Consider the following 24,009-nt stretch of genomic DNA (forward strand, 5'->3'; position numbering starts at 1 on the left):
CGGCTTTTCCGGCATTCGTCTTGCACTTGCCGCCCCGGCATGCCAATCGGGCGCGATCAGCGTAGAGCATATGGGCTCATATTCGTTCGCTCATCTGCTCTGCCTATTTGTTTTGCCGCATTTGTGCGACGGCAGGGGAACCCACCTGCCTGCAAGATGCTCTAACGCCGGAGACGAGAGCATGAGCCAGTCGGAAAAGAACGGCCTGACCTACAGCGATGCGGGCGTCGACATCGACGCAGGCAATCTGATGGTCGAGAAGATCAAGCCGGCCGTGCGCTCGACGCGCCGCCCGGGCGCGGATGGCGAGATCGGCGGCTTCGGCGGCCTCTTCGACCTTAAGGCCGCAGGCTTCACCGATCCGGTGCTGGTCGCCGCCAATGACGGCGTCGGCACCAAGCTCAAGATCGCCATCGACGCCAACCGCCACGACACGGTCGGCATCGACCTCGTCGCCATGTGCGTCAACGATCTCGTGGTGCAGGGCGCCGAACCGCTCTTCTTCCTCGACTATTTCGCCACCGGCAAGCTCGATCCGGATCAGGGTGCGGCCATCGTCGAAGGCATTGCCGAAGGCTGCCGCCAGGCCGGTTGCGCGCTGATCGGCGGCGAGACCGCCGAAATGCCCGGTATGTATTCGCATGGCGATTATGACCTCGCGGGCTTTGCCGTCGGTGCCGCCGAGCGTGGAGAACTGCTGCCGGCCGGCGACCTTGCGGAAGGCGACGTCATCCTCGGCCTCGCCTCCTCCGGCGTGCATTCCAACGGCTATTCGCTGGTGCGCAAGATCGTTTCGCTCTCCGGCCTCGCCTGGGATGCCGAAGCACCGTTCGACGCTGCAAAAAGCCTCGGCGAAGCGCTGCTGACGCCGACCAAGATCTACGTGAAGCCGCTCTTGAAGGCGATCCGCGAAACGGGTTCGATCAAGGCACTCGCCCACATCACCGGCGGCGGTTTTCCGGAAAACATTCCGCGCGTGCTGCCAAAACATCTCGCCGCCGAAATCGACCTCGATGCCGTCAAGGCGCCGGCCGTGTTCTCCTGGCTCGCCCGCAGCGGCGGTGTGGAAGCCAAGGAAATGCTGCGCACCTTCAACTGCGGCGTCGGCATGATCGCGGTCGTACCGGCCGACAAGGCCGATGCGGTTATTGCGGTTCTGTCGCGTGAAGGCGAGACCGCCTTCCGCCTCGGCCGCATGGTCGCCCGCGACGAAGGCGCCGCCGGCACGATCTACAAGGGTACGCTCGCCCTATGAGCCAATCTGGACGCAAGCGCGTCGTCGCCTTCATCTCCGGCGGCGGCTCCAACATGCTGGCACTGGCGAAGGCCTGCGAAGCACCGGATTTCCCGGCAGAAATCGTCGCGGTCTTCTCCGACAAGGCGGATGCCCGCGGGCTTGCCAAGGCCGAAGCGCTTGGCATTCCGACCCGCAGCTTCCTGCGCAAGGATTTTGCCAGCAAGAACGCGCACGAGGCCGCAATCCTCGACGCGCTCGATGTGCTTGCCCCCGACCTTCTCTGCCTTGCCGGCTACATGCGCCTGCTCTCCGGCACCTTCATCAACCGCTATGAAGGCCGCATCCTCAACATCCACCCTTCCCTGCTGCCGCTCTTCCCCGGCCTGCACACGCACCAGCGCGCCATCGACGCCGGCATGCGCATTGCCGGCTGCACGGTGCATTTCGTGACCGAGGGCATGGATGAGGGACCGGTCGTGGTACAGGCCGCGGTGCCCGTCGTGCCGGGCGATACCAGCGACACGCTGGCGACCCGTGTTTTGACGGTGGAGCATCGGAGTTATCCGCTGGCGCTGCGGCTTGTCGCGGAAGGCAAGGTGCGGATGGAGGGTGGAAAGACCATTTCCGCCGGCGACCTGCCACAGTTGAACGGCGCGCACCTGATTTCGCCTGCTGCGATCTAAAGCAGCCTTTTCGCCCGCTATGCCGGCCTTGCGCCGGCATCCGTGGTGCATTCGTCGTCGCGACCCACAGAGCGACGATCAACCGCCGAACGCGGCCCTGTTCAGCATCAGCCATTGCAGCAGCATGATTGTCTTGCCATCGACGATGCCGCCGGTGGCGATCAGGCCGTAGGCTTCGTCGATCGGCATTTCGATGATCTCGATGTCCTCCCCCTCGCCTTCCACGCCGCCGCCGTTGCCATCGCGTTTGGAGGCGTCGATATGGGCGGCGAAGCAGCTGACGCGTTCGGTCAGGGTGCCGGGGCTGGAATACATGTCGAAAAGGTGGCGGACGTCGCGGACCGTGTAGCCGGTTTCCTCCATCGCCTCGCGGCTGACGGCCTCTTCCGGGCTGTCGTCGTCGAGCAGACCGGCCGGAACTTCGAGCAGAAAACCGTCCGGGTGGCCGCCGAGGAAGGCGCCGGGGCGGAACTGGCGCACGAGAATGACGGACTGCCGGACGGGATCGACGAGCAGCACGGTCGCGGCGGCACCGTGGTCGTGCACCTCGCGGTCGAGCCGCTCGACACGGCCGTCTGCGCGGGTCTGCTCGACGACGAGCGTGCGCAGGTGGATGAAACGCTTCCACACCGTGGTCTGGTCGACGATGCGGATGGGCGACGGGGCTTCTGCAAGCATGAAAAATCCTTCGGCGTCAGGCCTTGCGCAGCCAGACGTGGTTGTCGTGGAAGGCGGCGCCGCCATAGGGGGCGACGGGGTCGGCCCCCGTCAGGACATTGATGCCCTCGCCGTCGAGATGGGCGGAATTCGGCCAGATGCCTTCGGCGATCAGCACGCCGGGCTTCACGCTGTCGGTGATCTTTGCATGCAGGCGGATATCGCCGCGGACATTGCCGAGGCGAACGATATCGCCTTCCTCAAGCCCGTTGGCCGCCGCATCCTGCGGATGGATCATCACTTCCGGCCGGCCCTCGCGGTCGCGCGAGCCTTTTGTCTCGGTGAAGGTCGAATTGAGGAACATGCGAGCCGGTGACGTGGCGAGCCGGAACGGGTGCTCCTCATCCGCCGCCTCGATGATGTCGACATGATCCGGGAAGGCCGGCAGCGCCTCATGCGGGCCGAAGGCGCCGAGCACTTTCGGCGGCTTGTTGGGCGCGGGCGTGTTCGTCCAGTTCGGGCTGAAGCGGAATTTTCCGTCCGGGAAACCAAAACCTTTCGAGAAGTGCGCCGTGTCGAAATCCGGCTGGCAATCGATCCACTTGTTTTCCTTCAGACCGTCGAAGTCCGTGTCGTAATAGGGCAGCATGCGGGTGATGTGCTCCTGCTCCGACAGGCCGAAGCCCGGCAGGTCGGCGACACCGAGACGCTTTGCCAGTTCCTCGATGACGAAGAGGTTGGTTCGCACCGTAGCCGGCGGCTCGACGAGTTTCGGACCAAGCAGGATGTGCTGGTGTCCGCCGCCGCGATAGACGTCGTCGTGCTCGACGAACATGGTGGCCGGCAGCAAGATATCGGCGAGCTTCGCCGTGTCGGTCATGAACTGCTCGTGCACGGCGACGAACAGATCATCGCGGAGAAAACCCTGTTTCACGAGGCGCTGTTCCGGCGCGACGTTGACCGGGTTTGTGTTCTGGATGAGCATGGCCGTGACGGGGCCGCGATCGCGCAATGCCACGGCATCGCCGGTGAGAATCCGGCCGATCTGCGACTGGTCGAGCATGCGAATATCCGGATCGATGAGCTTCATGCCCATCAACTCGCTCTTGCGCAGGTGGAAGATGCCGGAATTGCTGTGGAACGCGCCGCCGCCTTCATATTGCCAGGAGCCGAGCACCGTGGCGATGGAGAGCGCGGCGTGCATGGACACCGCGCCGTTGCGGCTGCGAGTAAAGCCGTAGCCGAGACGGAAGTAGCTCTTTTTCGTGCGCCCGACGAGGGCAGCGAAGGTCTCGATCTCCTCGACGGTAAGGCCGGTGATATCGGCAGCCCAGTGCGGCGTGCGGGTCGCCAGATGGGCTTCGAGACCAGCCGGATCGTCGGCGAATTTCGTCATATAGGCGCGGTCGGCGTAACCATCGCGAAAGGCGACATGCATGATGGCGCAGGCAAGGGCCGCGTCGGTGCCGGGCCTGAGCTTCAGCGCGAGGTCCGCCTGCTTCATCGTCGGGTTGTCGTAGATGTCGATGACGACGATCTTGGCGCCGCGCTCCTTGCGGGCCTTGACCGCGTGGGTCATCACGTTGACCTGCGTGGAGACCGCATTGGTGCCCCAGATGACCACGCAGTCTGACTTCGCCATTTCGCGTGGATCGGGACCGCGCAAGGTGCCGGCGCCCATGGTGAAGCCGGTCCACGCCGGATTGGTGCAGATGGAATCGAAGAAGCCGGAATAGCGTTTCGCGTGGCGCAGGCGTTCGATGGAATCGCGCTGCACGAGGCCCATCGTGCCGGCATAATAGTAGGGCCAGACGGCTTCGACGCCATGCGCCTGTTCGGCCTTAACGAAGTTTTCCGCGATGGTGTCGAGCGCGGCATCCCAGGAAATGTCGGTCCACTCCCCGCTGCCCTTTTCGCCTTTACGCACCAATGGCTTCATCAGCCGGTCGGGATGATAGAGACGCTCGGCATAACGCGCGACCTTGGCGCAGATGACGCCGGCCGTATAGCTGTTGTCCGCGCTCCCCTTGACGCGGCCGATGCGGCCGTCGGCGCCGATCTCGACATCGAGCGCGCAGGTGGAGGGACAGTCATGCGGACAGGCCGAATGGCCGATGCGCGGTTTTCCGAGATGGGGGGTCGCAACGTTCATGGCTTTTCTATATTGCAGAGCTTGGATGGCCTAAAGGCAAATCATTCTATCATCGCAACAATTCATCGTCGCATCAGGGCGTTTGATCGCCGCGGGGACCCGCATGAACTATCGCCACATCTACCATGCCGGCAATTTCGCAGACGTGCTGAAACACGCCGTGCTCGCCCGCCTCGTCACCTACATGCAGGCGAAGGACAAGGCGTTCCGCGTGCTCGACACCCATGCCGGCATCGGGCTCTACGATCTTTCCAGCGAAGAGGCGCAGAAGACCGGCGAATGGCTTGATGGCATCGGCCGGCTGCTCGACACCGACATGCCGCCTGCGGTCGCCGACATCCTCGCGCCTTACCTGAAGGCCGTTCACGAATTGAATCCACATGGCGGGCTAACCTATTATCCCGGCTCGCCAAAACTGGCGCGCATGCTGTTTCGCCCGCAGGACCGCTTGTCCGCGATGGAGCTGCACCCGGACGATTACGAGACGCTGCATCGCCTGTTCGACGGCGATTTCCAGAGCCGCATCACCCATCTCGACGGCTGGCTATCGCTCGGCGCACACCTGCCGCCGAAGGAAAAGCGCGGCATCGTGCTGGTCGATCCGCCCTACGAGATCGAGGGCGAATATGAGCGGCTGGTGGACGGGTTGGAAAAGGCCGTGCGGCGTTTTGCCGGCGGGGTCTATTGCCTTTGGTATCCGTTGAAGAAGAACGCCCCCATCGCGGCCTTCCACAAGGCGCTGAAGGAGACGGGAATCCCGAAAATGCTCTGTGCGGAACTCACGGTCCGGAGCGACCGGGAAACGACAGGCCTGACCGGCTCCGGCCTCATCGTCGTCAATCCGCCCTTCACGCTGAAGCAGGAACTCGACGTGCTCTTGCCCTTCCTGAAGGAGCGGCTGGCGCAGGACCGGTTCGCCTCGGCACGCGCTTTCTGGCTTTCCGGCGAAGCGAAGACCCCTTGACCTTTGCCTGCCGGCGACAACAATCTCGCCGGGAATCGGGAGACCATGATGAAGCCTTTTCTCGCAGTCGCGCTCGGGGTGACGTTTTCGGCGCTGCTGGCCGGCCATGCCGCGGCAAGCCCGCATGATGCCTGCCGGCGCCCCTCGACCTTGAACCACATCACCAAGACCTTCCGGGACAAGACGGCGCCCTTCCTGCAGACCGATGCGGACATCGCCAGGATCCACAGCACGCGCATGAGCCGCTACCAGCCGCGCACCGCGGATATCTCCTCCGTCGAGCGGGAATATTGCCACGCCAAGGTCTCGCTGACCGACGGCCAGCAGCGCGATCTCTGGTATGTCGTGCAATGGGGCCTGGGATTTGCCGGCAGCGGCTACAAGATCGACTTCTGCATTTCCGGCCTTGACCCCTGGCATGTCTATGGCGCCGACTGCCGCTCGCTGCGTTGAGCGATGATGCCCTCCGCAAAACCCTCGCGACTTCGAACGTTAGCGCTACTCTGCGCCGGGATGGCGGCGCTGGCTGTCGCCGGCTGCAGCGACGACAAGCCAGCGGAAAAAAGCAGGACGGAAGCCAGCAGCAAGGTGCCGGAGACGCCGGCGCACATTCCGCTCGGCAAGGGTTTTGATTTCTACGTGCTCTCCCTCTCCTGGTCGCCGACCTGGTGTGCCGGAAACGATGCCGGCGGGCGGACGCAGCAATGCCGCCGGGGCGAAAACAACGGTTTCATCGTGCACGGTCTCTGGCCGCAGAACGACCGGGGCTACCCGGACTTCTGTCCGACCCGCGAGCCTGACCGCGTGCCCGAAGGGCTTGGCCGCACCGTGCTCGACATCATCCCGTCGATGGGCCTGATCGGCCACCAGTGGCGTAAACACGGCAGTTGTTCGGGTCTCAGCCAGAAGGACTATTTCGCTGTCGTTCGTGCAGCCCGGCAGCGCATTACGGTTCCGGCCGAACTGGAGTCCCGCCGAGACGGTAACCGCCTCACACCCGATGCGGTGGAACAGGCCTTCATCGCGGCCAATCCGGGCCTCGAGCGCAAGGGCATTGCCGTCACCTGCGAGGACGGGCGGCTCGAAGAGGTCCGCATCTGCATGAACCCGGACCTGTCGCTCCGCCCCTGCCCCGAAGTCGACCGCGCATCCTGCCGCGCCAAGTCCATCGAACAACCGCCCATCCGCTAGCGTGACCCCTTAAATCCAAAGAACACAGGACCATGCCATGAAGATTTTCTATTCCACCACGTCGCCCTACTCCACCAAGGTGCGCATGGCCGCGCACTTTGCCGGATTGCCCGCGGAACTGGTGGCCGTCGACACCAACGCGGACCCGGCCGAACTGCTGGCCGCCAACCCGCTCGGAAAGATCCCGGCGCTGCTGACGGATGATGGACTTGCAGTCTATGACAGCCGGGCGATCATGAACTACATCGACCGCCAGACGCGCGGCACGCTCTATCCGCGCAATGCCGCCAAGCGTACCGAGGTGGATGTGCTGGAGGCGGCGGCGGACGGTATCTGCGACTGCCTGCTCGCCATCGTCTATGAGCGGCGCTCGCGGCCGGAAGAAAAGGTCCATCAGCCGTGGATCGACCGGCAGTGGCAGAAGGCGGAGCGCGGGCTCGATCACCTGGAAGCCAACATGCCACGGCTCGGCAAGAAGCCGAATGCCGGCCACTTCGCCCTTGCCGCCCTGCTGCGCTACATCGAACTGCGTTTTGCCGGAAAGTGGCAGCGTGGCCGCCCGAAGCTGAAGCGCTATCTCGCACGCTTCGAAGCGGTGTTTCCGGACTACGCGCAGTTCAAGGACTGATCACAAAAAAAGGCCGGGTTTTCGCCCGGCCTTTCCAATTTCAAAGCTGTCTGGCTTAGAACTTCACGCCGAGACCGACGCGGACGCTCTGGTCTTCGAAGCCGGACTTCACCTTGGTACCGCCGAGGTTGAAGTTCTTCTTCTGGTAGTCGCTGTAGCGGTATTCGACGCGTGCCGTGATGTTGTTGGTCACGAAGGCTTCGGCACCGACGCCGGCCGTCCAGCCAACCATGCTGCGGTCGTCCTTGCCGGCAGCGTTCTTCATCTCGGCATTCGTGCCGGCAATACCGGCGGTGCCGTAGAGCAGGACCGGGTTCAGGTCGATACCGACGCGAGCGCGGATCGAACCGTTGGCGCCCTGCTTGGCAGTCGTGCCGCCGTGCTTGGAGTCAACACCCGAATAGTTCAGGTCGGCTTCGCCGCCGTAAACCAGCTGGCCCTGCTGCATGTTGTAGCCGCCATAGACGCCGCCGCCAAAACCGTTGGCCTTGGCCTTGCCCTGGTGGTTGAAGTCACCGCGCTGCCAGCTGGCCGTACCACCGGCATAGGCGCCGGCCCAGTTGCCGGTTGCAACCGGCTCGGAATATTCAGCAGCCGGAGCCTGCGGAATATCGTCGATGGCATCAGCAGCGTGAGCGGCCTGGAAAGCGACCATCGAAACGGTCGAAGCAATGAGGGTGGCGATGAGTGTACGCATGATATTCTCCTATACTAAACGACGCCCTCCCTTGGGAGGCGTTCGGGCATCGTCATTTCTAATTCAGTCCCGCCCGGTTGAGGTGAAATTGAATAAAGATTGAGGAATTGAAAGAGCCAAAATGTGAAATCATTGTGGCATGGCCGCGGCACAATTTGGATGTGCCATTTGCACAACAGGGCATTCGTTAACCATGATTTCAACTAGTCGGAAATTCAGTAAAATGTACTTCAAATTACTTTGAAGTCGCCTTTGCGGTTAATTTTTCCGCAATCAATTGTCCGGGGGAGTTTAAGCCTGCGCAAGGATGGCTATATCTTTGGCCGGTTAATCAAATGAATCGGCAGGATGGATTTTTGTTGAAAAAGCCCTTGAAGACGGCCCTGGTGACGGGCGGCGCAAAACGCATCGGCAAAGCCATCGTGGACGATCTGGCGGCGAACGGTTTTGCCGTCGCCATCCATGCAAACGAATCCCTCGAGGACGCCGAGGCACTGGCCCGCAACCTGCGCGCGCAGGGCGTGACGACCGCTGTCGTGCAATGCGACCTTTCGGACGGCGCGGCAACGGGCAGGCTTATTGCGGCGGCCATTGCAGCAATCGGCCCGCTCGACCTTCTCGTCAACAATGCCTCCCTCTTCAAGCCCGATACGGTCACGGCCTTCGACGACGCACTGTGGGACCGGCATTTCGCCGTGCATGTGAAGGCGCCGTCGATCCTTGCGCGCGACTTCGTGCGCCAGCTTCCGGAGGGCATGGCCGGCTCGATCGTCAACATCATCGACCAGCGGGTCTGGAACCCGACGCCGCGCTACTATTCCTATACGCTTTCCAAATCGGCGCTGTGGATGGCGACGCGCACCATGGCGCAGAGCTTTGCGCCGCGCGTGCGCGTCAACGCCATCGGTCCTGGCCCTTCCCTCCCCAACGAGCGCCAGGACGACGCCGATTTCCAGGCGCAGGTGGAGGGCCTCATTCTGCGCCGCGGGCCGAATCTCTCGGAATTCGGCCGCACAGTTCGCTTTTTGTTCGACACGCCATCCATAACGGGGCAAATGATAGCCCTCGATGGCGGGCAGCATCTCGCCTGGGAAACCCCCGATGTCGCGGAGATCGCGGAATGACTGGCCGGAAGGTGGAGGATGGCGGCATCCTCTATGACGAGACCGAAACAGACGACGAGGACGAGCTTCTAGAAAGCCCGGCGGCAGCTGCCGTCGCGCCCGTCATCGCCACCCCGGGCATCGACTGGAACGAAGGCGGCGACGTGCCGGAAGGTGTTCTCGGCGCCGAGCTGATCGAGTTTTTCGTCAAGCGCCTGCCGAACAGCCCCGGCGTCTACCGCATGTTCAATGCCGACGGCGACGTGCTCTATGTCGGCAAGGCGCGCAGCCTGAAGAAGCGCGTGACGAACTATGCGCAGGGCCGCGTCCATTCCAACCGCATCGCCCAGATGGTGCGCCAGACGGCGAACATGGAGTTCGTCACCACGCGCACCGAAACCGAGGCGCTGCTGCTCGAAGCCAACCTCATCAAGCGCCTGCGCCCGCGCTTCAACGTGCTTCTGCGCGACGACAAGTCGTTTCCCTATATTCTTCTCACCGGCGACAGCCGGGCACCGGCGATCTTCAAACATCGCGGCGCGCGCAGCCGCAAGGGCGATTATTTCGGTCCCTTCGCCTCCGCCGGTGCGGTGGGGCGCACGATCAACTCGCTGCAACGCGCCTTCCTGCTGCGCACCTGCACCGACAGCGTCTTCGAAAGCCGCACGCGCCCCTGCCTGCTCTACCAGATCAAACGCTGTTCCGGTCCCTGCACGCACGAGATCCGCGACGCGGACTATGGCGAACTGGTGCAGGAGGCGAAGGACTTTCTTTCCGGCAAGAGCCAGAAGGTCAAGGCGCATATGGCGGAGGCCATGAACGCTGCCGCCGAGGACCTCGATTTTGAACGCGCCGCCGTCTATCGCGACCGTCTGGCCGCACTCAGCCACGTGCAGAGCCACCAGGGCATCAATCCCGCGGGCGTCGAGGAGGCGGACATCTTCGCCATCCATCATGAGGGTGGCGTATCCTGCATCCAGGTGTTCTTCTTCCGCACCGGGCAGAACTGGGGCAACCGCGCCTATTTCCCGAAGGCCGACCCGCAGTTGACGGGCGCCGAAGTGCTCAACGCCTTCCTCGCGCAGTTCTATGACGACAAGCCCTGTCCCCGGCAGATCCTGCTGTCGGAGACGGTCGAGGAAATGGACCTGCTGGCACAGGCGCTCTCCGAGCGCTCCAACTACAAGGTGACGATCTCCGTGCCGCAGCGCGGCGAGAAGAAGGACCTCGTCGACCATGTGGTGGCCAATGCCCGCGAGGCGCATGGCCGCAAGCTGGCGGAGACCGCCTCGCAGTCGCGCCTGCTGGAAGGCTTTGCCGCAACCTTCAAGCTGCCCACCGTGCCGCGCCGCATCGAGATCTACGACAACTCGCACATCATGGGCACCAATGCCGTCGGCGGCATGGTCGTGGCGGGGCCGGAAGGCTTCGTGAAGGGGCAATACCGAAAATTCAACATCAAATCGACCGACATCACGCCCGGCGACGATTTCGGCATGATGAAGGAAGTGATGACCCGGCGCTTCGCCCGCCTGATAAAGGAAGAGGGCCTGCCGGACCGCAGCGCTACCGATACCGGCGCGGAAGCCGCGGACCTGCCCTTTCCCGCATGGCCGGACGTCATCCTCATCGACGGCGGCCAGGGCCAGATGACGGCGGTGCGCGCCATCCTCGAAGACCTCGGCATCACCGACCAGGTGGTGGCCATCGGCGTCGCCAAGGGCGCTGACCGCGAGGCCGGGCGCGAGCGCTTCTTCATGCGCGGCACCCCGGATTTCTCGCTGCCGCCGCGTGATCCCGTGCTCTATTTCGTGCAGCGCCTGCGCGACGAGGCGCACCGCTTCGCCATCGGCTCGCATCGCGCACGGCGCAAGAAGGAAATGGTGAAAAACCCGCTCGACGAGATCGCCGGCATCGGCCCGACACGCAAGCGCGCCCTGCTCCAGCACTTCGGCACCGCCAAGGCCGTTTCACGCGCCGCGATGACGGATATGATGGCCGTCGAAGGCATTTCCGAAAGCGTCGCCCGCCTCGTCTACAACCACTTCCACGACGATGCGGCGGGATAGTAAGGCCGCCACCGTAAATTCGCCAAGAATTGCCGGAAACAAGGTTGACGGCGCTGTCACAAAGACCTCATCTAGCCGGCAACACAGTCGAGACTGAAGAATCCATGGCCTCCCGCGCATACAACATCCCGAATCTCCTCACTTACGCCCGTATCCTGGCGGTTCCGCTGATCGTGCTCTGCTTCTTCATCGAAGGCCGGCTGCAATCGTCGGACTTTGCGCGCTGGACGGCGCTTGGCCTGTTCGCCGTGGCGTCGATCACGGATTACCTCGACGGCTATCTCGCCCGGATCTGGAACCAGACGTCGAATATCGGCCGCATGCTCGACCCGATCGCCGACAAGCTGCTGGTCGCTTCCGTGCTGCTGCTGGTGGCCGCCGATGGCACGATTGCCGGCTGGACGATCTGGGCTGCGATCATCATCCTGTGCCGCGAGATTCTCGTTTCGGGCCTGCGCGAATATCTCGCCGACCTGAAGGTCAGCGTGCCGGTGACGCGCATCGCCAAGTGGAAGACGACGATCCAGATGCTGGCGATCGGCTTCCTGCTTGCCGGCCCCGCCGGCGACAAGGTGCTGCCCTACACGACCGAAATCGGCATCGGCATGCTGTGGATCGCGGCACTCATCACCATGTATACCGGCTATGACTATTTCCGCGCCGGCCTGAAGCACATCGTGGACGACTGAGATGACGAAGCTCGTCTATTTCGCCTGGGTGCGGGAACGGATCGGCAAGGGCGAGGAAGAGATCGACCTGCCGGCCTCCGTCAAGACCGGCAGCGATCTTCTCCGGCACCTGAAGACGCTCGGCGACGACTATGCCCATGCGCTGGAGCATGAGAACGTCATCCGCATTGCGATCAACCAGGAGCATGTCGAGCACGACGAGCCGATCGTTGGTGCGCGCGAGATCGCCCTCTTCCCACCGATGACGGGGGGCTAACCCGTGGCCACCGCGGCACCGGTCATCGTCCGCGTTCAGCAGGAGGATTTCGACGTGGCGGCTGAAACCGCGCATCTCACCGTCGGTCGGGCGGATGCCGGTGCTATCGTGACCTTCACCGGGCTTTGCCGCGACGAAGGCGGCCGGCTTGCGGCACTGGAATTGGAGCACTATCCGGGCATGGCCGAGGCCGAGATCGGCCAGATCTGCCAAGAGGCCGTGGCGCGTTTTTCACTTCTCGGGCTCACCGCCATCCACCGGGTCGGCAAGATCCAGCCTGGCGAAAACATCGTGCTCGTCATCGCGCTTGCCCCCCATCGCCACGCTGCCTTCGACGGCGCATCCTTCGTCATGGATTACCTGAAGACGTCTGCGCCGTTCTGGAAGAAAGAGCATTTTGCCGACGGTCGCACCGGCAGCTGGGTCGACGCCAAGGACAGCGACGACCGGGCGCTGGCGAAGTGGTCGTAGGACCTTACGGTACCGGCCTTTCGCGCCGAAAGATCACCAGCAGCAGCACGAGCGCGGAAAAGATCACTAGGTCCCGCCAGAGAAAATCTCCATAAGCGCCCCACAGCGTTTCCGCGAGCCCCATCGCCGCACCGCCAAGCGCTGACAAGAGCGGCGCCCCTGCCCCGCCGATCGCGGCGATGAACAGCACTTTCACGCCAAAGACCAGACCGGCGCCGAAATCCATGTTGCCGTAATAGGAGACGGCGAGAATGCCGGTGAGACTGGCGATCAGCGCCGCTCCCGCATAGGCGGAGAGATAGACGCCGGCGGCATCGACGCCACACAGCTCTGCCGCCAGCCGGTCTTCCGAGACCGCCCGCCAGCGGCGGCCCCAGGCGGAGCGGGCGAGAAACGCGTGGCCGATGATGACGATTGCCACCATGGCCAGCGTGTTTGCCAGCTGCAACACGGTCAAGACGACCGGAAAAGCGGGATCGTTCCAGAACACCACCGGCGTGCTAAGCAGCGGAGGCAGCCAGAGGCTGCGTGTGTCGGAGGCGAGCCGCGCCGTCTCCAACAGCACCAGTACGACGCCAAGCGCCGCCACCACAACAGTGTTGTCGGAAGAAAAGGCAAGCGGCCGCATGACGTGACGCCCGATGACAAGGCCGGCGCCGACACCGTAAAACAAGGCGACCGCGGCACCAAAGGCCAGCGCGGCGGGCAAAACCAGCCAGAGCTGCGTCCAGCCGAAACCGGCAAACAGCACGAACATCTGCGCGGCAAAAGCGAAGAGCGCACCGTAGGCGATATCCGCCCGGCGCGTCACCGCAAAGGCGATCGAGTAGCCGAAGGCAAGCGTCGCATAGAGCGCGGCGACCGGCACCGCATTGGCGATCTGCTGCAGGAAATAGGCCATCGGGTCCGGATGCCTTCCGCGTTCACGCAACTTCGCAGAGAGCGATCTTTGCATCTCTTTCGTGCGCTGAATATATAACTGACAAAACGTCTTTTACCAGTTAGAATATGCTTATGACCTTTTCCTGGACCCCGCATCGTTTTTCCGGCGGCGCACTTGCGCTGGATGTGGCGAACTCTGTCGTGCTGCGCGCCGATCCCGAGCGGCGGATCGATCGCTTCGCCGACCCCGTCGTGATGGACGCCTTTCCCGCCGGGGCAAACAGGCATGGGGGTGAGCGTGATGTCTTCGGCGCGCTTGAGCCGGTCAGCGCGCCCGCCCGCACGGGGCTGATCGACCTGCGCGAAGCGATCGACCGGCATTTTCGCGCCGAAATCCTGGGGACCGGTATGCCCACATTGCTTGCCGACCTGCTGGACGCCATTTCGGCGTCGCTGCGGCTATCCGGCATGCGCCCGCAGGCGCTCGACACCGCGACCGCCCGCTCCGCGCTCCTGCTGGTCGCGCGCCCGGAGCCGGAGCGGCTGAAAATCTGCCCGAACTGCCAATGGCTCTTTCTCGACCGCAGCCGCAACCGTTCGCGCGCCTGGTGCGACATGGCGGTCTGCGGCAACCGCGCGAAGGCCAGCCGCCATTATCACCGCACCCGCGAGGAGCCACGGTCATGAGGACGTCTTTGCTGATCGCGCTGCCGCTCGTTCTTCTTCTCGCTGCCTGCCAGCGCGAGACGGGGCAGGATCCGCTGAAGCTCACCGGAAAGATGTTCGTCTTCAACTACCGTCTCGCCTATGCGACTTATCTCGTCACGCTGGAACAGACCGAGCCCCTGCCGAAAGGCTCCGTCGTGAAGGCCGAATTCGAGAACCCGGCCGGCGGTGCACCGCTGACGCTGGAGCGCAAGATTTTCCCCAACCTGCCAAGGGTCGTACTGGAAAGCCCGGACATCACCTGTGTGAAAAAAGGCCAGCCCTACAAGGTCACTATCGCCGTTATCGGTCCCGACGGCGGCAGGCTGCAATCGCTGGAGACACAGGTGACCTCCAGCGCCGACCAGAGCATCCTGCCGGCCAAAGCGCTCGTCATCGGCCCCGGCTACGAGAAAAATCCGGAGGTCTTCAAGGACGGCAAGGCGCCAGAGCATTTTGAAATGGCGACCTGCCCAACCTAATGAATATTGGGCCTGACGAATATTCGGCAAAGCTCACGCGTCCCGTCTGAAACGGTTCCGACCGGGAGGATACGCGCATGAGGTTGCTGCCTGCTCTGGCGATCGGTCTCTTCTTGCTGCCACTGGCGGTCCGGGCCGAAGAACCGCCCGCCTGCCCGGCAAGAGCCGCGATCCTGACGCTTGCGGACACGGTGCTCACCGACCGGCAGAAACTGTCGCGGCTGAAAGCACGAGGCGTGGGGGCCGAGGCAGCCTACCTCAAGATCCGCTATGGCGGCCTTGCCATGGACGCCGCAGCCAAACTCGCCCATGACCTCAACGATGCCGGTGTGCGCGAGGCGGTCGATCTCGCCGGCGCAATCGATGCCGTGCGGGGCGGTTTCGATGCGGTCTCGAAGGATGCCGGCGACCCCGCCCAACTCGGCGCGCAGATCTCCACCCTGCGCGCGATCCTCCTGCATGGCGACGGGGAGAAACTGCTTGCCATGATCGCCGCCCTGCCACCCGAGAGGCAAATCCGCATCAGCCAGCCGATCGTACCGGCGATCGTGGACTGGCCGGATGAACAGAAGGCCGCCCTTGCCGCATCGGCGGGTCGCCATGGCCTGTTCTTCCTCCAGGCCGGGCTCGTTGCGATGCAGCGCGACCGCACCGCCTGGTCCACCTTCGTGGCCGGCTTCGCGCAACCGACGAAATTGCGGGATCTGACGCAGGTATGGAGCTGGGCGCCTGCCCTGGTGGGTAACATGGCCTTGCCGCGCGTTCCGGTGCTGGATGCCGCATCCGAGGCCATGCGGCGAAACATCCATATCGTATCGATTGCCGCGGCCCGGGAACCGGAACGCGATTTCCTCATGACCCATCTCAACCAGTCCGGCGACGTCGCCGCCACGGTGAAAGCGGCACAAGCTCTTATCGCGGACATCGATACCGGGCGCATCAAGCCGGACGACACGCTCGATGCGGCCTGGCTGACGGCATACCGCGCACTCCGGGCAGCCTCGGAAAACACCGACGCGCTCGATGAGGGGCTCGCGAGCATCCCCTTTTATGGCGTGCGCTCCCAGCGTCCGTCCGGTGATGTTTCGGTGCGTGACATGATCGACCGGCTGATTGCGATCGAGACGCTCACCCCCTTTGTAAAGGGTGACGCCGACGCCGTACCGGATATGCCGGCAGAGCTGAGCGCGAAATTTCGAACGGAATGGCCACTCTGGCTGGAACTGGCCGGGGCCTTGAAAACCGCACCGCTGGCAGCTTTCGCAAAGGACGCCGGCAAGGCGCCCGTCGTCGCCGAACTGCTGTTTGCAGCCGGCGATCCTGCGCGGCTTGCCGATTTCGTTCTCACCACGGAGCCGGTGGAGATCAGGCTGGCGTTGGCAACGGATCTTGCCATGCGGCTCGATCGAACCTGCGCGAGCGTCCTGCATCATCCGGCGGAGGCGATGCTGCTGTCCGGCCAACCGATCTTCAAGTTCGATCCCGCACAATGAAAAACCGGAGCCTTGCGGCCCCGGCTCCAGAATCATTTCAATGCGTTCCGACCGTGGCCGGACAATCCGATTCAGCCGACGATTTCGGTGTCGGAGAACCAGTACTTGATTTCCTGGGCAGCGGTTTCCGGAGCGTCGGAACCGTGAACCGAGTTTTCGCCGATCGACAGCGCATGCGTCTTGCGGATCGTGCCTTCGTCGGCGTTGGCCGGGTTGGTGGCGCCCATGATTTCGCGGTTCTTGAGGATCGCGTTCTCGCCTTCGAGAACCTGGACGATCGTCGGGCCGGAGGTCATGCCTTCAACCAGTTCGCCGAAGAACGGGCGTTCCTTGTGAACGGCGTAGAAACCTTCGGCTTCGCGCGTGCTCATCCAGACGCGCTTGGAAGCAACGACGCGGAGGCCTGCATCTTCGAGCATCTTGGTGATGGCGCCGGTCAGGTTGCGCTTCGTTGCGTCCGGCTTGATCATCGAAAAGGTGCGTTCAATCGCCATTTTCACATTTCCCTTGGTTTTGTCCGGTGAAAGTGGCGGTTCCATAGCCGCCAACGCCCGGCAAAACAAGGGGGGAGCGGTGATTGGCAATGTCAGGGGTAAAGTTTCACGCAGCCGTCACACGATGGCCGACGCCATCGTGCAGATCGAGGCAGCGGCGGAACCAGTCCGCCACCGGGTCATCCTCGGCGAGCACGCTGGTGCCTGCCGTGGTGCGCAGCCATTGCAGCGCGCCAAAGACGATGTAGTCCGGGAAAAGCGGGCTTTCGCCACCGATGAAGGGCTGGATCTTCAGCATGTTGCGCAATGGTTGGAGTTTTTTGGCAAAATCCGCGATCTCCGCCTTGCCGGCAGCGGCGATGTCCTCGAGCGAGGCGCCAAGGCGCTCCTCCCGGCTCCGACGGAAGTACGCCTGGTCCGTCGGGCCGAGCAGATTGTGGATGTCGAGGATGGCGATGCGGGTGATGGCCATGTGCAGGGTCGATTGCGACCAGTTCTCGATGAAACGGGCCATCGCCTTGCCGCCTTCACCGCCGAACAGCGACGGCCGGTCGGGATAGGCCTCGTCGAGATAGAGCGCGATGGCAAAACTGTCGTGTACCAGCCGCTCGCCGTCGCGCAGCAGCGGCACCGTCGCCGCGCCGCCGCCCTCGATGGCCGGGATCTCGGTGAAGCAGACCGGCACTGTCTCGTAGTCGAGGCCCTTGTGCGCAAGCGACATCACCGTCTTCCAGACATGGGGTGAAAACTGGCGTGTCCTGTCGGCGCCGGAGAGCGCATAGAGCAGTCGGGTCATCAGGGCCTCTTCATTTGCTTTCGTCTATTGAAAAGCAGCGCGGCCGACTGTGCAAATCAGATAATTTCATGGATGACATTCACGCCGCCGATGCGGGTTTCCGCTATGGTCCAGCGATCAGGGAGACCTCAATGCGCGACCACTACCGCCTGCTTGCCGCCTACAATGCCTGGGCCAACCGCGTCCTCTACGAAGAAGTCGGCAAGCTCGACGATGCCGCCTATCGCCAGAATCTCGGCGCGTTCTTCGGCTCGCTGCACCGTACGCTGAACCATCTGCTGACCGCAGACCGTATCTGGATGAAGCGTTTTACCGGGGAAGGCGATGCGCCCAGCAGCCTCGACACCATCCTGCACGAGGATTTCGCGGGCCTGCAGGCGGCGCGGCAGGTGGAGGATGCGCGGCTGTCAGCCTTTGCCGATTCGCTGACGGAGGAAAGGATCGCGGCCGATTTCACCTACAGCCCGCTCACCAACCCGGCGATCGTTCGCCATCCGCTCGGCCCGGCGCTGGCGCATCTCTTCAACCACCAGACCCACCATCGGGGTCAGTGTCATGGCATGCTGACGGCGGTCGGCGGGCCAAGCATTACGCTGGACCTGATCTATTTCGCCCGCACCGAGGGCGCGGCTTTCCTGAAATAGGACCAGCCGAAAGGTCGTATGCTGTCGCGTCTGTCGACTATCGTCTCGGCAGCATGGCGCGACCGGCATTGCGGATGGACAGGGCCGAGTCGGCCATCTGGGCAATCAGCCCGGCTTCCATGGCGGCGGCCAGGGCGTCCTTGTATTCCTGGCCGGCAAGGCCGTGCTTCTTGGAATGGCTTTCGACGGCACCGCGCGTGGCAGTCGGGGAAATTCCGTAGCGCGGATTGTGGAAAGCATTGACGATGATCTGGTTCTTCTCGTCGGGGGTCATGGGTCGCTCTCCAGTGATGTTTCCGTCGTGCTACTCCAATGTGGGCCGGGTAGATAGGGCCAAAACCCTCAATCTCTCGCCCCAACCACGAACAAAGACGGAACTTCCGCCTCCAGACGGTGAAAAAGCCGTGATTGCGGCCACCCTGCACCGCGCGCCGATGATTCTTCGCGCGCAACCGAAAGTACAACACCCCCTAAATTTTAGGGCGAGTGGTACTTCCGGTTCCTGCAATAGGAGTGATACAGTCGCATGATATGGAAGCGCTCGGCATCGATCTTGGGGGCTGCTTCGTCCTGTTACCAAAGTGACAGGCACGGGCGATCGGTGATGAGATAGTCGCTGCCATTGGGGCTAACGCCGAACGGCGCCGGCCTCACCTGAGAGAGGAAAAACAATGGCAAGAACGACCGAAGAGTGGGCAGCCCTGCTCGGCAGTACGCTTTGCAAGATGGCACGGGTCTACGGCACCGATGCCCCGAATGCCTATCTGCCGGAGGAGTGCTATCCGGTAATCGAGAAGACCTTCGAGGTGGCGCTGAAGGAGGCGCGCGCCGAGGGCTATGCGGCCGCCATGCGCGAGCTTCAGCAGAACCGCGCGCCGCGCACCAAGGAGCCTGCCCGGGAGCCTGCGCGCGCAACGATGATCGGGCAGATGATGCGGGTCATCCCGCTCGCCCGCCGGACGGCCTGACCAATTCTGGCGGCGGCAGGGATGCGCGCCGCCGCACGCCGGAGCGACAGGCGCCTTGCGCTTTGTCCACTCCGGCTCAATCTTCTTTCAGCACACGCAAAATTAACCGCGCAATCCGATAGTTACGCCGATTGACACAACCCGAGCGCACGCACCCACCGCTGCGCTCCATGTAACGGCGTTTCATGAGCAGCAAACCCACCTCCGCCCCGAAAGATCCGCAGGCGACCGTTCCGCCGATCACGGCGCGCATTGCGCATGTCATGGCCAATCTCGGCATTGCCGGGCTGCCGCGGAATTATGAACTGCTGTTCGAGGCGCTGAGCGGCAACGCCGGCGTCGCACGCGAGATCGCGGCACTCGGCAAGGCGCCGGAGCAGGCTGCGCTCGATTCGATTGCGCTGCGCCATTCGTTGCCGAGCCACAATGTGCTCGCCGCCGGCCAGGCCGCGGGCGAGGCCGTGCGGGTGCTCTCCGAAGTCGCGGAAACCACCGAGTCGAGCCGCCGGCAGCGCGCGGCCGCCATGCAGGAACTGGAAGAGATCGCTGCGCGCATGGGCAAGGATCCCGTGCTTGGTATTTCGGATTTCGCCAGCGACACGGTCCGCCTGCTGTCCATCCTGCGCGATATTCTGGGCACCGACCGCTCCGCCGCGACGCGGATCGAAGACCTGCAAGCCCATCTCGACGGCCTGCGTTCCGGCCTCGCCGTCAGCCGCGAGGCGCTGACGCACGATCCGGTGACGGGCCTTGCCAACCACGCCGCGCTGCTCGGGCGGCTGAAGGTGTTTTTCCAGGCGGAAGCCGCCGACGGCACGTCTGCCCTCCTCCTGTTCCGCGTCGAGCAATTGCGGGAATTCGGCGAGACGCACCCGGCGGGTGCCGCTGAAAAGACGTTGAAGCGGCTTGCCGCCATTTTCCGCCGCTCCGTCAAGAAGGACGATTTCGTCGCCCGCACCGGGCCGGACCTGTTCTGTCTTTTGCTTTCCGATGTCAGCCGCGAGATTGCGGTCACCATCGCACGGCGCATCGCGGGCAGCGTTGCGGAAAAGCCGTTTCCCTTCATGAACCGCGAGTTGCCTGCTGGCTTCCTGACGCTGACGGCCGGCATTTCCATGAGCGATTCGGCCAATTCACCGATGATGTTCTACGATCAGGCCGACCAGGCGCTCGCCTATGCCGCGGAGACGGATATTGCGCTGCGCATCTATTCCGCAGAGGTGGCAGACCGGGCTGGTCGCGGCTATCGCAATTCCGCCGCCTGAAGGCTTGCCTTCGGGGGCCACCCGACCCCAGCCTTTTTGACGCGATTGCGGGCACAAAACCGCTTCGCACTTTTGCAGGAATTGCTCTATAGACCCGGCATGATCACGATTTCCGGCCTCACCGCCCGCATTGCCGGGCGGCTCCTCATCGATAACGCATCCCTTTCGCTGCCGAGCGGCGTGAAGGTGGGTCTCGTCGGGCGCAACGGCACCGGCAAGTCCACGCTGTTTCGCATCATCACCGGCCAGCTTGCCTCCGAGGCCGGCAGCATCTCGCTGCCGAAGAATGCGCGCATCGGCCAGGTGGCACAGGAAGCGCCGGGCACGGACGAATCGCTGATCGAGATCGTGCTGGCCGCCGACAAGGAGCGCGCCGCCCTGCTGAAGGAAGCGGAAACCGCGACCGACCCGCACCGCATTGCCGAAATCCAGACGCGGCTCACCGATATCGGCGCCCATTCGGCCGAATCGCGGGCCGCAAGCATCCTTGCCGGCCTCGGTTTCGACCACGAGGCGCAGCAGCGCGCGGCCAAGAGCTTTTCGGGTGGCTGGCGCATGCGCGTGGCGCTGGCGGCCGTGCTGTTTTCCGAGCCGGACCTGCTGCTTCTCGACGAACCGACCAACTATCTCGACCTCGAAGGCACGCTGTGGCTGGAAGACTATGTGCGGCGCTATCCGCACACCGTCATCATCATCAGCCATGACCGCGACCTGCTCAACACCGCTGTCAACGCCATCGTTCATCTCGACCAGCAGAAGCTGACCTTCTATCGTGGCTCCTACGACCAGTTCGAGCGGCAGAAGGCCGAGAACGACGAGCTGCAGATGAAGGCGAAGGCCAAGAACGAGGCCGCGCGCAAACACCTGCAAAGCTTCATCGACCGCTTCAAGGCGAAGGCCACCAAGGCCAAGCAGGCGCAGAGCCGCGTCAAGGCGCTGGAACGCATGGGCACGGTTGCCGCCGTCATCGAGACGCATGTGCAGCCGATCACCTTTCCGGAACCGGAAAAGCAGCCCGCATCGCCGATCGTCGCCATCGAAGGCGGTGCCGTCGGCTACACGCCGGGCCAGCCGATCCTCAAGCAGATCAACCTGCGCATCGACAATGACGACCGCATCGCGCTGCTCGGCTCGAACGGCAACGGCAAGTCGACCTTCGCCAAGTTCATCTCGGGCCGGCTGGAGGCCGAATCGGGCACTGTCAAGCGCGCACCAAGCCTCAAGATCGGCTTCTTCGCGCAGCACCAGCTCGACGACCTCGTGCCCGAGCAGTCGCCTGTCGAACATGTGCGCCGGCTGATGCCGGAGGCGCCGGAGGCCAAGGTGCGCGCCCGCGTCGCGCAGATGGGTCTTGCAACGGAAAAGATGTCCACGCCCGCCAAGGACCTTTCCGGTGGCGAAAAGGCGCGCCTGCTGATGGGCCTTGCCGCCTTCGACGCGCCGAACCTGTTGATCCTCGACGAACCGACGAACCATCTCGACATCGACAGCCGCCGCGCGCTGATCGAGGCGCTGAACGACTACGAAGGCGCCGTCATCCTGATCTCGCATGACCGCCACCTCATCGAGGCGACCGTCGACCGGCTGTGGCTGGTCAACAACGGCACCGTGAAGACCTTCGATGGCGACATGGAGGAGTATCGCAGCATCATCGTCCAGTCGGGCAAGAAGGACGACAAGGACAAGGCAGCCTCCAACGGCGGCGATACGGCCAACAAGGCGGACCAGCGCAAGGCCAATGCGGATCGCCGCGCCCAGTTCGCGCCGCTCAAGAAAAAGATCAACGAAATCGAATCGCTGACGGCAAAACTGCACAAGCAGATTCAGCTTCTTGACGCAGAACTTGCGGACCCGGTGCTCTACGAAAAGAGCCCGGCGAAGGCCGCCGAGAAGGCAAAACTTCGCGCCATGGCCGTCGACAAGCTGAACGACGCCGAGGAGCAATGGCTGGAGCTGTCGGCCGAATACGAAGAGGCGATGGCCGGGTAACAAATCTCGGCCAGGCGCTATCGCGGCAGCGAAACCCGTCGCTCCAATTCAAGAAACGCACAAAAAACAGGCAGATAGCTGAAAACGCTCCCTAAGACGAAAGTCGTAGGGAAGGCTTTGCCCGTTCTTTCCCTCCTTGGCTTGAAACCCCTAACCCGACATGATTAGCTCCCGCGTGATGACACGAGAGCAGGGAGAGGAGCCCTGCTCGCCATTGGGAGGAAATCTATGGATCGTCGTTCATTCATCAAGAAGGCCGGTGTTGCCGGCGTGGGCGGTGCAGCCGCGACCATACTTGCAGCGCCGGCAATTGCGCAGACCAATCCGAAGATCACCTGGCGCCTGACCTCGTCGTTCCCCAAGGGGCTCGACACGATCTATGGCGGCGCGGTGACCTTCGCGAAATACCTTTCCGAAGCGACCGACGGTAATTTCGAGATCCAGCCCTTTGCGGCCGGTGAACTGGTGCCCGGCCTTCAGGCCGCCGACGCCGTCTCCGCCGGCACGGTCGAGGCCTGCCACACCGTCGCCTACTATTACTGGGGCAAGGACCCCACCTGGGCGCTCGCAGCCGCTGTTCCCTTCGCGCTCAATGCGCGCGGCATGAACGCCTGGCACTACCATGGCGGCGGCATCGACCTCTGCAACGAATTCTTCGCCACGCAGAACATCTACGCCCTGCCCGGCGGCAATACCGGCGTGCAGATGGGCGGCTGGTTCCGCAAGGAAATCAAGACCGTCGAAGACCTCAAGGGCCTCAAGATGCGCATCGGGGGCTTTGCCGGTGCAATCGTCGCCAAGCTCGGCGTCATCCCGCAGCAGATCGCCGGCGGCGAAATCTACCAGGCGCTGGAAAAGGGCACGATCGACGCCGCCGAATGGGTCGGTCCCTATGACGACGAGAAGCTCGGCTTCCAGAAGGTCGCGCCCTACTACTACTATCCGGGCTTCTGGGAAGGCGGCCCGACCGTGCACCTGATGTTCAACAAGGCGAAGTACGACGAGCTGCCGAAGCACTACCAGTCGCTGATGCGCACGGCGGCGCAGGCGACCGACGCCAACATGCTCCAGAAGTACGACTACCTGAACCCGACGGCGATCAAGAAGCTCGTCGCCTCGGGCGCACAACTGCGCCCCTTCACCCCGGAAATCCTGACCGCCTGCTTCGAGCAGTCGGAAAAGACCTATGCCGAGATCGAAGGCAGCAACGCCAACTTCAAGAAGATCTGGGATTCCATCAAGGCCTTCCGCAAGGAAACCTTCCTGTGGCAGCAGGTGGCGGAGTACACCAACGACACCTTCATGATGCAGCTACAGCGCGCCGGCAAGCTCGGCTGAGCTGGCATTCCAGACGGCGGGATCCATGATCCCGCCGTCTTCGTTTCATCCGGAGCAAAAATGCATCATTCTGCAGCGACTGTCGCGCATCAAGGACGCGAAGCGCTGCAGGCTCCGGCACCGGACAATCCGTTCATTGAAAACGGAGGGAGGGGA

The 24,009-nt window shown here is 63.3% G+C and carries 26 protein-coding genes; 19 read left to right on the forward strand and 7 right to left on the reverse strand.

Annotation, left to right across the window (positions count from 1 at the left end; genetic code table 11):
- Nucleotides 1-181 precede the first annotated feature (181 nt).
- Together purM and purN are read left to right on the forward strand one after the other, a co-directional pair.
- On the forward strand, nucleotides 182-1,255 hold the full coding sequence (gene purM / locus AC1RT2_RS16875; RefSeq protein WP_493103681.1) for a phosphoribosylformylglycinamidine cyclo-ligase: 1,074 nt from the start codon (nucleotides 182-184) through the stop codon (nucleotides 1,253-1,255).
- Nucleotides 1,252-1,920 (forward strand): phosphoribosylglycinamide formyltransferase, encoded by a 669-nt coding sequence (purN, locus tag AC1RT2_RS16880; RefSeq protein WP_493103683.1) that lies wholly within the window; start codon nucleotides 1,252-1,254, stop codon nucleotides 1,918-1,920. The genes purM and purN overlap by 4 nt, the downstream gene beginning before the upstream one ends.
- Nucleotides 1,921-1,998: 78 nt before the next feature.
- Here the strand turns inward: purN and AC1RT2_RS16885 are convergent, their stop codons facing one another.
- Together AC1RT2_RS16885 and AC1RT2_RS16890 are read right to left on the reverse strand one after the other, a co-directional pair.
- Nucleotides 1,999-2,598 carry an NUDIX domain-containing protein gene (locus tag AC1RT2_RS16885; protein WP_493103685.1) on the reverse strand — a complete coding sequence of 200 codons (600 nt, stop codon included), beginning with the start codon at nucleotides 2,596-2,598 and terminating at the stop codon, nucleotides 1,999-2,001.
- A 16-nt stretch (nucleotides 2,599-2,614) separates the two neighbouring features.
- Nucleotides 2,615-4,747 carry a molybdopterin-containing oxidoreductase family protein gene (locus AC1RT2_RS16890; protein ID WP_493104014.1) on the reverse strand — a complete coding sequence of 711 codons (2,133 nt, stop codon included), beginning with the start codon at nucleotides 4,745-4,747 and terminating at the stop codon, nucleotides 2,615-2,617.
- Between the two features lie 85 nt (nucleotides 4,748-4,832).
- On the opposite strand from AC1RT2_RS16890, the gene AC1RT2_RS16895 reads away from it, so the two are divergent.
- Genes AC1RT2_RS16895 through AC1RT2_RS16910 form a run of 4 tightly spaced genes read left to right on the forward strand, consistent with a single transcriptional unit; the run spans nucleotide 4,833 to nucleotide 7,512 of the window.
- Entirely contained in the window at nucleotides 4,833-5,693 is an 861-nt protein-coding gene (locus AC1RT2_RS16895; protein ID WP_493103687.1) for a 23S rRNA (adenine(2030)-N(6))-methyltransferase RlmJ, read from the forward strand.
- 48 nt (nucleotides 5,694-5,741) lie between these two features.
- On the forward strand, nucleotides 5,742-6,146 hold the full coding sequence (locus AC1RT2_RS16900; RefSeq protein WP_493103689.1) for a hypothetical protein: 405 nt from the start codon (nucleotides 5,742-5,744) through the stop codon (nucleotides 6,144-6,146).
- A 60-nt stretch (nucleotides 6,147-6,206) separates the two neighbouring features.
- Nucleotides 6,207-6,884, forward strand: a complete 678-nt coding sequence (locus tag AC1RT2_RS16905) for a ribonuclease T2 family protein (RefSeq protein WP_493103691.1) — start codon at nucleotides 6,207-6,209, stop codon at nucleotides 6,882-6,884.
- A gap of 37 nt (nucleotides 6,885-6,921) precedes the next feature.
- On the forward strand, nucleotides 6,922-7,512 hold the full coding sequence (locus tag AC1RT2_RS16910) for a glutathione S-transferase family protein (RefSeq protein WP_493103693.1): 591 nt from the start codon (nucleotides 6,922-6,924) through the stop codon (nucleotides 7,510-7,512).
- 55 nt (nucleotides 7,513-7,567) lie between these two features.
- Here the strand turns inward: AC1RT2_RS16910 and AC1RT2_RS16915 are convergent, their stop codons facing one another.
- On the reverse strand, nucleotides 7,568-8,209 hold the full coding sequence (locus tag AC1RT2_RS16915) for an outer membrane protein (RefSeq protein WP_493103695.1): 642 nt from the start codon (nucleotides 8,207-8,209) through the stop codon (nucleotides 7,568-7,570).
- Between the two features lie 359 nt (nucleotides 8,210-8,568).
- Here AC1RT2_RS16915 and AC1RT2_RS16920 point away from each other — a divergent pair, with 359 nt between their 5' ends.
- The 5 genes from AC1RT2_RS16920 to AC1RT2_RS16940 all read left to right on the forward strand — a co-directional run bounded on the left by AC1RT2_RS16920 (nucleotide 8,569) and on the right by AC1RT2_RS16940 (nucleotide 12,797).
- On the forward strand, nucleotides 8,569-9,333 hold the full coding sequence (locus AC1RT2_RS16920) for an SDR family oxidoreductase (protein WP_493103697.1): 765 nt from the start codon (nucleotides 8,569-8,571) through the stop codon (nucleotides 9,331-9,333).
- Nucleotides 9,330-11,381, forward strand: a complete 2,052-nt coding sequence (gene uvrC, locus AC1RT2_RS16925; RefSeq protein WP_493103699.1) for an excinuclease ABC subunit UvrC — start codon at nucleotides 9,330-9,332, stop codon at nucleotides 11,379-11,381. The genes AC1RT2_RS16920 and uvrC overlap by 4 nt, the downstream gene beginning before the upstream one ends.
- Nucleotides 11,382-11,485: 104 nt before the next feature.
- Nucleotides 11,486-12,070 (forward strand): CDP-diacylglycerol--glycerol-3-phosphate 3-phosphatidyltransferase, encoded by a 585-nt coding sequence (gene pgsA, locus AC1RT2_RS16930; RefSeq protein ID WP_069059227.1) that lies wholly within the window; start codon nucleotides 11,486-11,488, stop codon nucleotides 12,068-12,070.
- 1 nt (nucleotide 12,071) lies between these two features.
- Nucleotides 12,072-12,326: a molybdopterin converting factor subunit 1 gene (gene moaD, locus AC1RT2_RS16935; protein WP_444797714.1), complete on the forward strand. Its 255-nt coding sequence runs from the start codon at nucleotides 12,072-12,074 to the stop codon at nucleotides 12,324-12,326.
- 3 nt (nucleotides 12,327-12,329) lie between these two features.
- Nucleotides 12,330-12,797, forward strand: coding sequence for a molybdenum cofactor biosynthesis protein MoaE (locus tag AC1RT2_RS16940; RefSeq protein ID WP_493103702.1), 468 nt, complete (start codon nucleotides 12,330-12,332; stop codon nucleotides 12,795-12,797).
- A 4-nt stretch (nucleotides 12,798-12,801) separates the two neighbouring features.
- Here the strand turns inward: AC1RT2_RS16940 and AC1RT2_RS16945 are convergent, their stop codons facing one another.
- A complete protein-coding gene (locus tag AC1RT2_RS16945) occupies nucleotides 12,802-13,698 on the reverse strand; it encodes a branched-chain amino acid ABC transporter permease (protein ID WP_493103704.1) in 897 nt (298 codons plus the stop codon).
- A gap of 113 nt (nucleotides 13,699-13,811) precedes the next feature.
- Between AC1RT2_RS16945 and AC1RT2_RS16950 the strand changes: the two genes are divergently transcribed.
- From AC1RT2_RS16950 to AC1RT2_RS16960, 3 genes are all read left to right on the forward strand, one after another.
- Complete coding sequence (locus AC1RT2_RS16950) at nucleotides 13,812-14,366, forward strand: CGNR zinc finger domain-containing protein (RefSeq protein ID WP_493103705.1); 555 nt, start codon at nucleotides 13,812-13,814, stop codon at nucleotides 14,364-14,366.
- Nucleotides 14,363-14,866 (forward strand): hypothetical protein, encoded by a 504-nt coding sequence (locus tag AC1RT2_RS16955; protein ID WP_493103707.1) that lies wholly within the window; start codon nucleotides 14,363-14,365, stop codon nucleotides 14,864-14,866. Before AC1RT2_RS16950 ends, AC1RT2_RS16955 begins: the two co-directional genes overlap by 4 nt.
- A 77-nt stretch (nucleotides 14,867-14,943) precedes the next feature.
- Entirely contained in the window at nucleotides 14,944-16,359 is a 1,416-nt protein-coding gene (locus tag AC1RT2_RS16960) for a hypothetical protein (RefSeq protein ID WP_493103709.1), read from the forward strand.
- A 71-nt stretch (nucleotides 16,360-16,430) separates the two neighbouring features.
- Here the strand turns inward: AC1RT2_RS16960 and ndk are convergent, their stop codons facing one another.
- Both ndk and AC1RT2_RS16970 read right to left on the reverse strand, forming a co-directional pair.
- On the reverse strand, nucleotides 16,431-16,853 hold the full coding sequence (gene ndk / locus AC1RT2_RS16965) for a nucleoside-diphosphate kinase (protein WP_069059233.1): 423 nt from the start codon (nucleotides 16,851-16,853) through the stop codon (nucleotides 16,431-16,433).
- 106 nt (nucleotides 16,854-16,959) lie between these two features.
- A complete protein-coding gene (locus tag AC1RT2_RS16970) occupies nucleotides 16,960-17,649 on the reverse strand; it encodes a glutathione S-transferase family protein (RefSeq protein WP_069059234.1) in 690 nt (229 codons plus the stop codon).
- Between the two features lie 131 nt (nucleotides 17,650-17,780).
- Here AC1RT2_RS16970 and AC1RT2_RS16975 point away from each other — a divergent pair, with 131 nt between their 5' ends.
- Nucleotides 17,781-18,293 carry a DinB family protein gene (locus tag AC1RT2_RS16975; RefSeq protein WP_069061449.1) on the forward strand — a complete coding sequence of 171 codons (513 nt, stop codon included), beginning with the start codon at nucleotides 17,781-17,783 and terminating at the stop codon, nucleotides 18,291-18,293.
- 37 nt (nucleotides 18,294-18,330) lie between these two features.
- On the opposite strand, the gene AC1RT2_RS16980 is transcribed toward AC1RT2_RS16975, so the two are convergent.
- Nucleotides 18,331-18,567 carry a hypothetical protein gene (locus AC1RT2_RS16980; protein ID WP_069059235.1) on the reverse strand — a complete coding sequence of 79 codons (237 nt, stop codon included), beginning with the start codon at nucleotides 18,565-18,567 and terminating at the stop codon, nucleotides 18,331-18,333.
- 397 nt (nucleotides 18,568-18,964) lie between these two features.
- On the opposite strand from AC1RT2_RS16980, the gene AC1RT2_RS16985 reads away from it, so the two are divergent.
- From AC1RT2_RS16985 to AC1RT2_RS17000, 4 genes are all read left to right on the forward strand, one after another.
- Nucleotides 18,965-19,261, forward strand: coding sequence for a hypothetical protein (locus tag AC1RT2_RS16985; RefSeq protein WP_069059236.1), 297 nt, complete (start codon nucleotides 18,965-18,967; stop codon nucleotides 19,259-19,261).
- A 185-nt stretch (nucleotides 19,262-19,446) separates the two neighbouring features.
- Nucleotides 19,447-20,526, forward strand: coding sequence for a GGDEF domain-containing protein (locus AC1RT2_RS16990; RefSeq protein ID WP_493103713.1), 1,080 nt, complete (start codon nucleotides 19,447-19,449; stop codon nucleotides 20,524-20,526).
- Nucleotides 20,527-20,625: 99 nt separating this feature from the next.
- Complete coding sequence (locus AC1RT2_RS16995; protein ID WP_069059238.1) at nucleotides 20,626-22,515, forward strand: ABC-F family ATP-binding cassette domain-containing protein; 1,890 nt, start codon at nucleotides 20,626-20,628, stop codon at nucleotides 22,513-22,515.
- Between the two features lie 228 nt (nucleotides 22,516-22,743).
- The gene (locus AC1RT2_RS17000; RefSeq protein ID WP_069059239.1) at nucleotides 22,744-23,853 is read left to right on the forward strand and encodes a TRAP transporter substrate-binding protein; all 1,110 of its coding nucleotides are present in this window, start codon (nucleotides 22,744-22,746) and stop codon (nucleotides 23,851-23,853) included.
- Nucleotides 23,854-24,009 lie beyond the last annotated feature (156 nt).

Source organism: Shinella sp. GW821-FHT11G07, assembly GCF_058808115.1.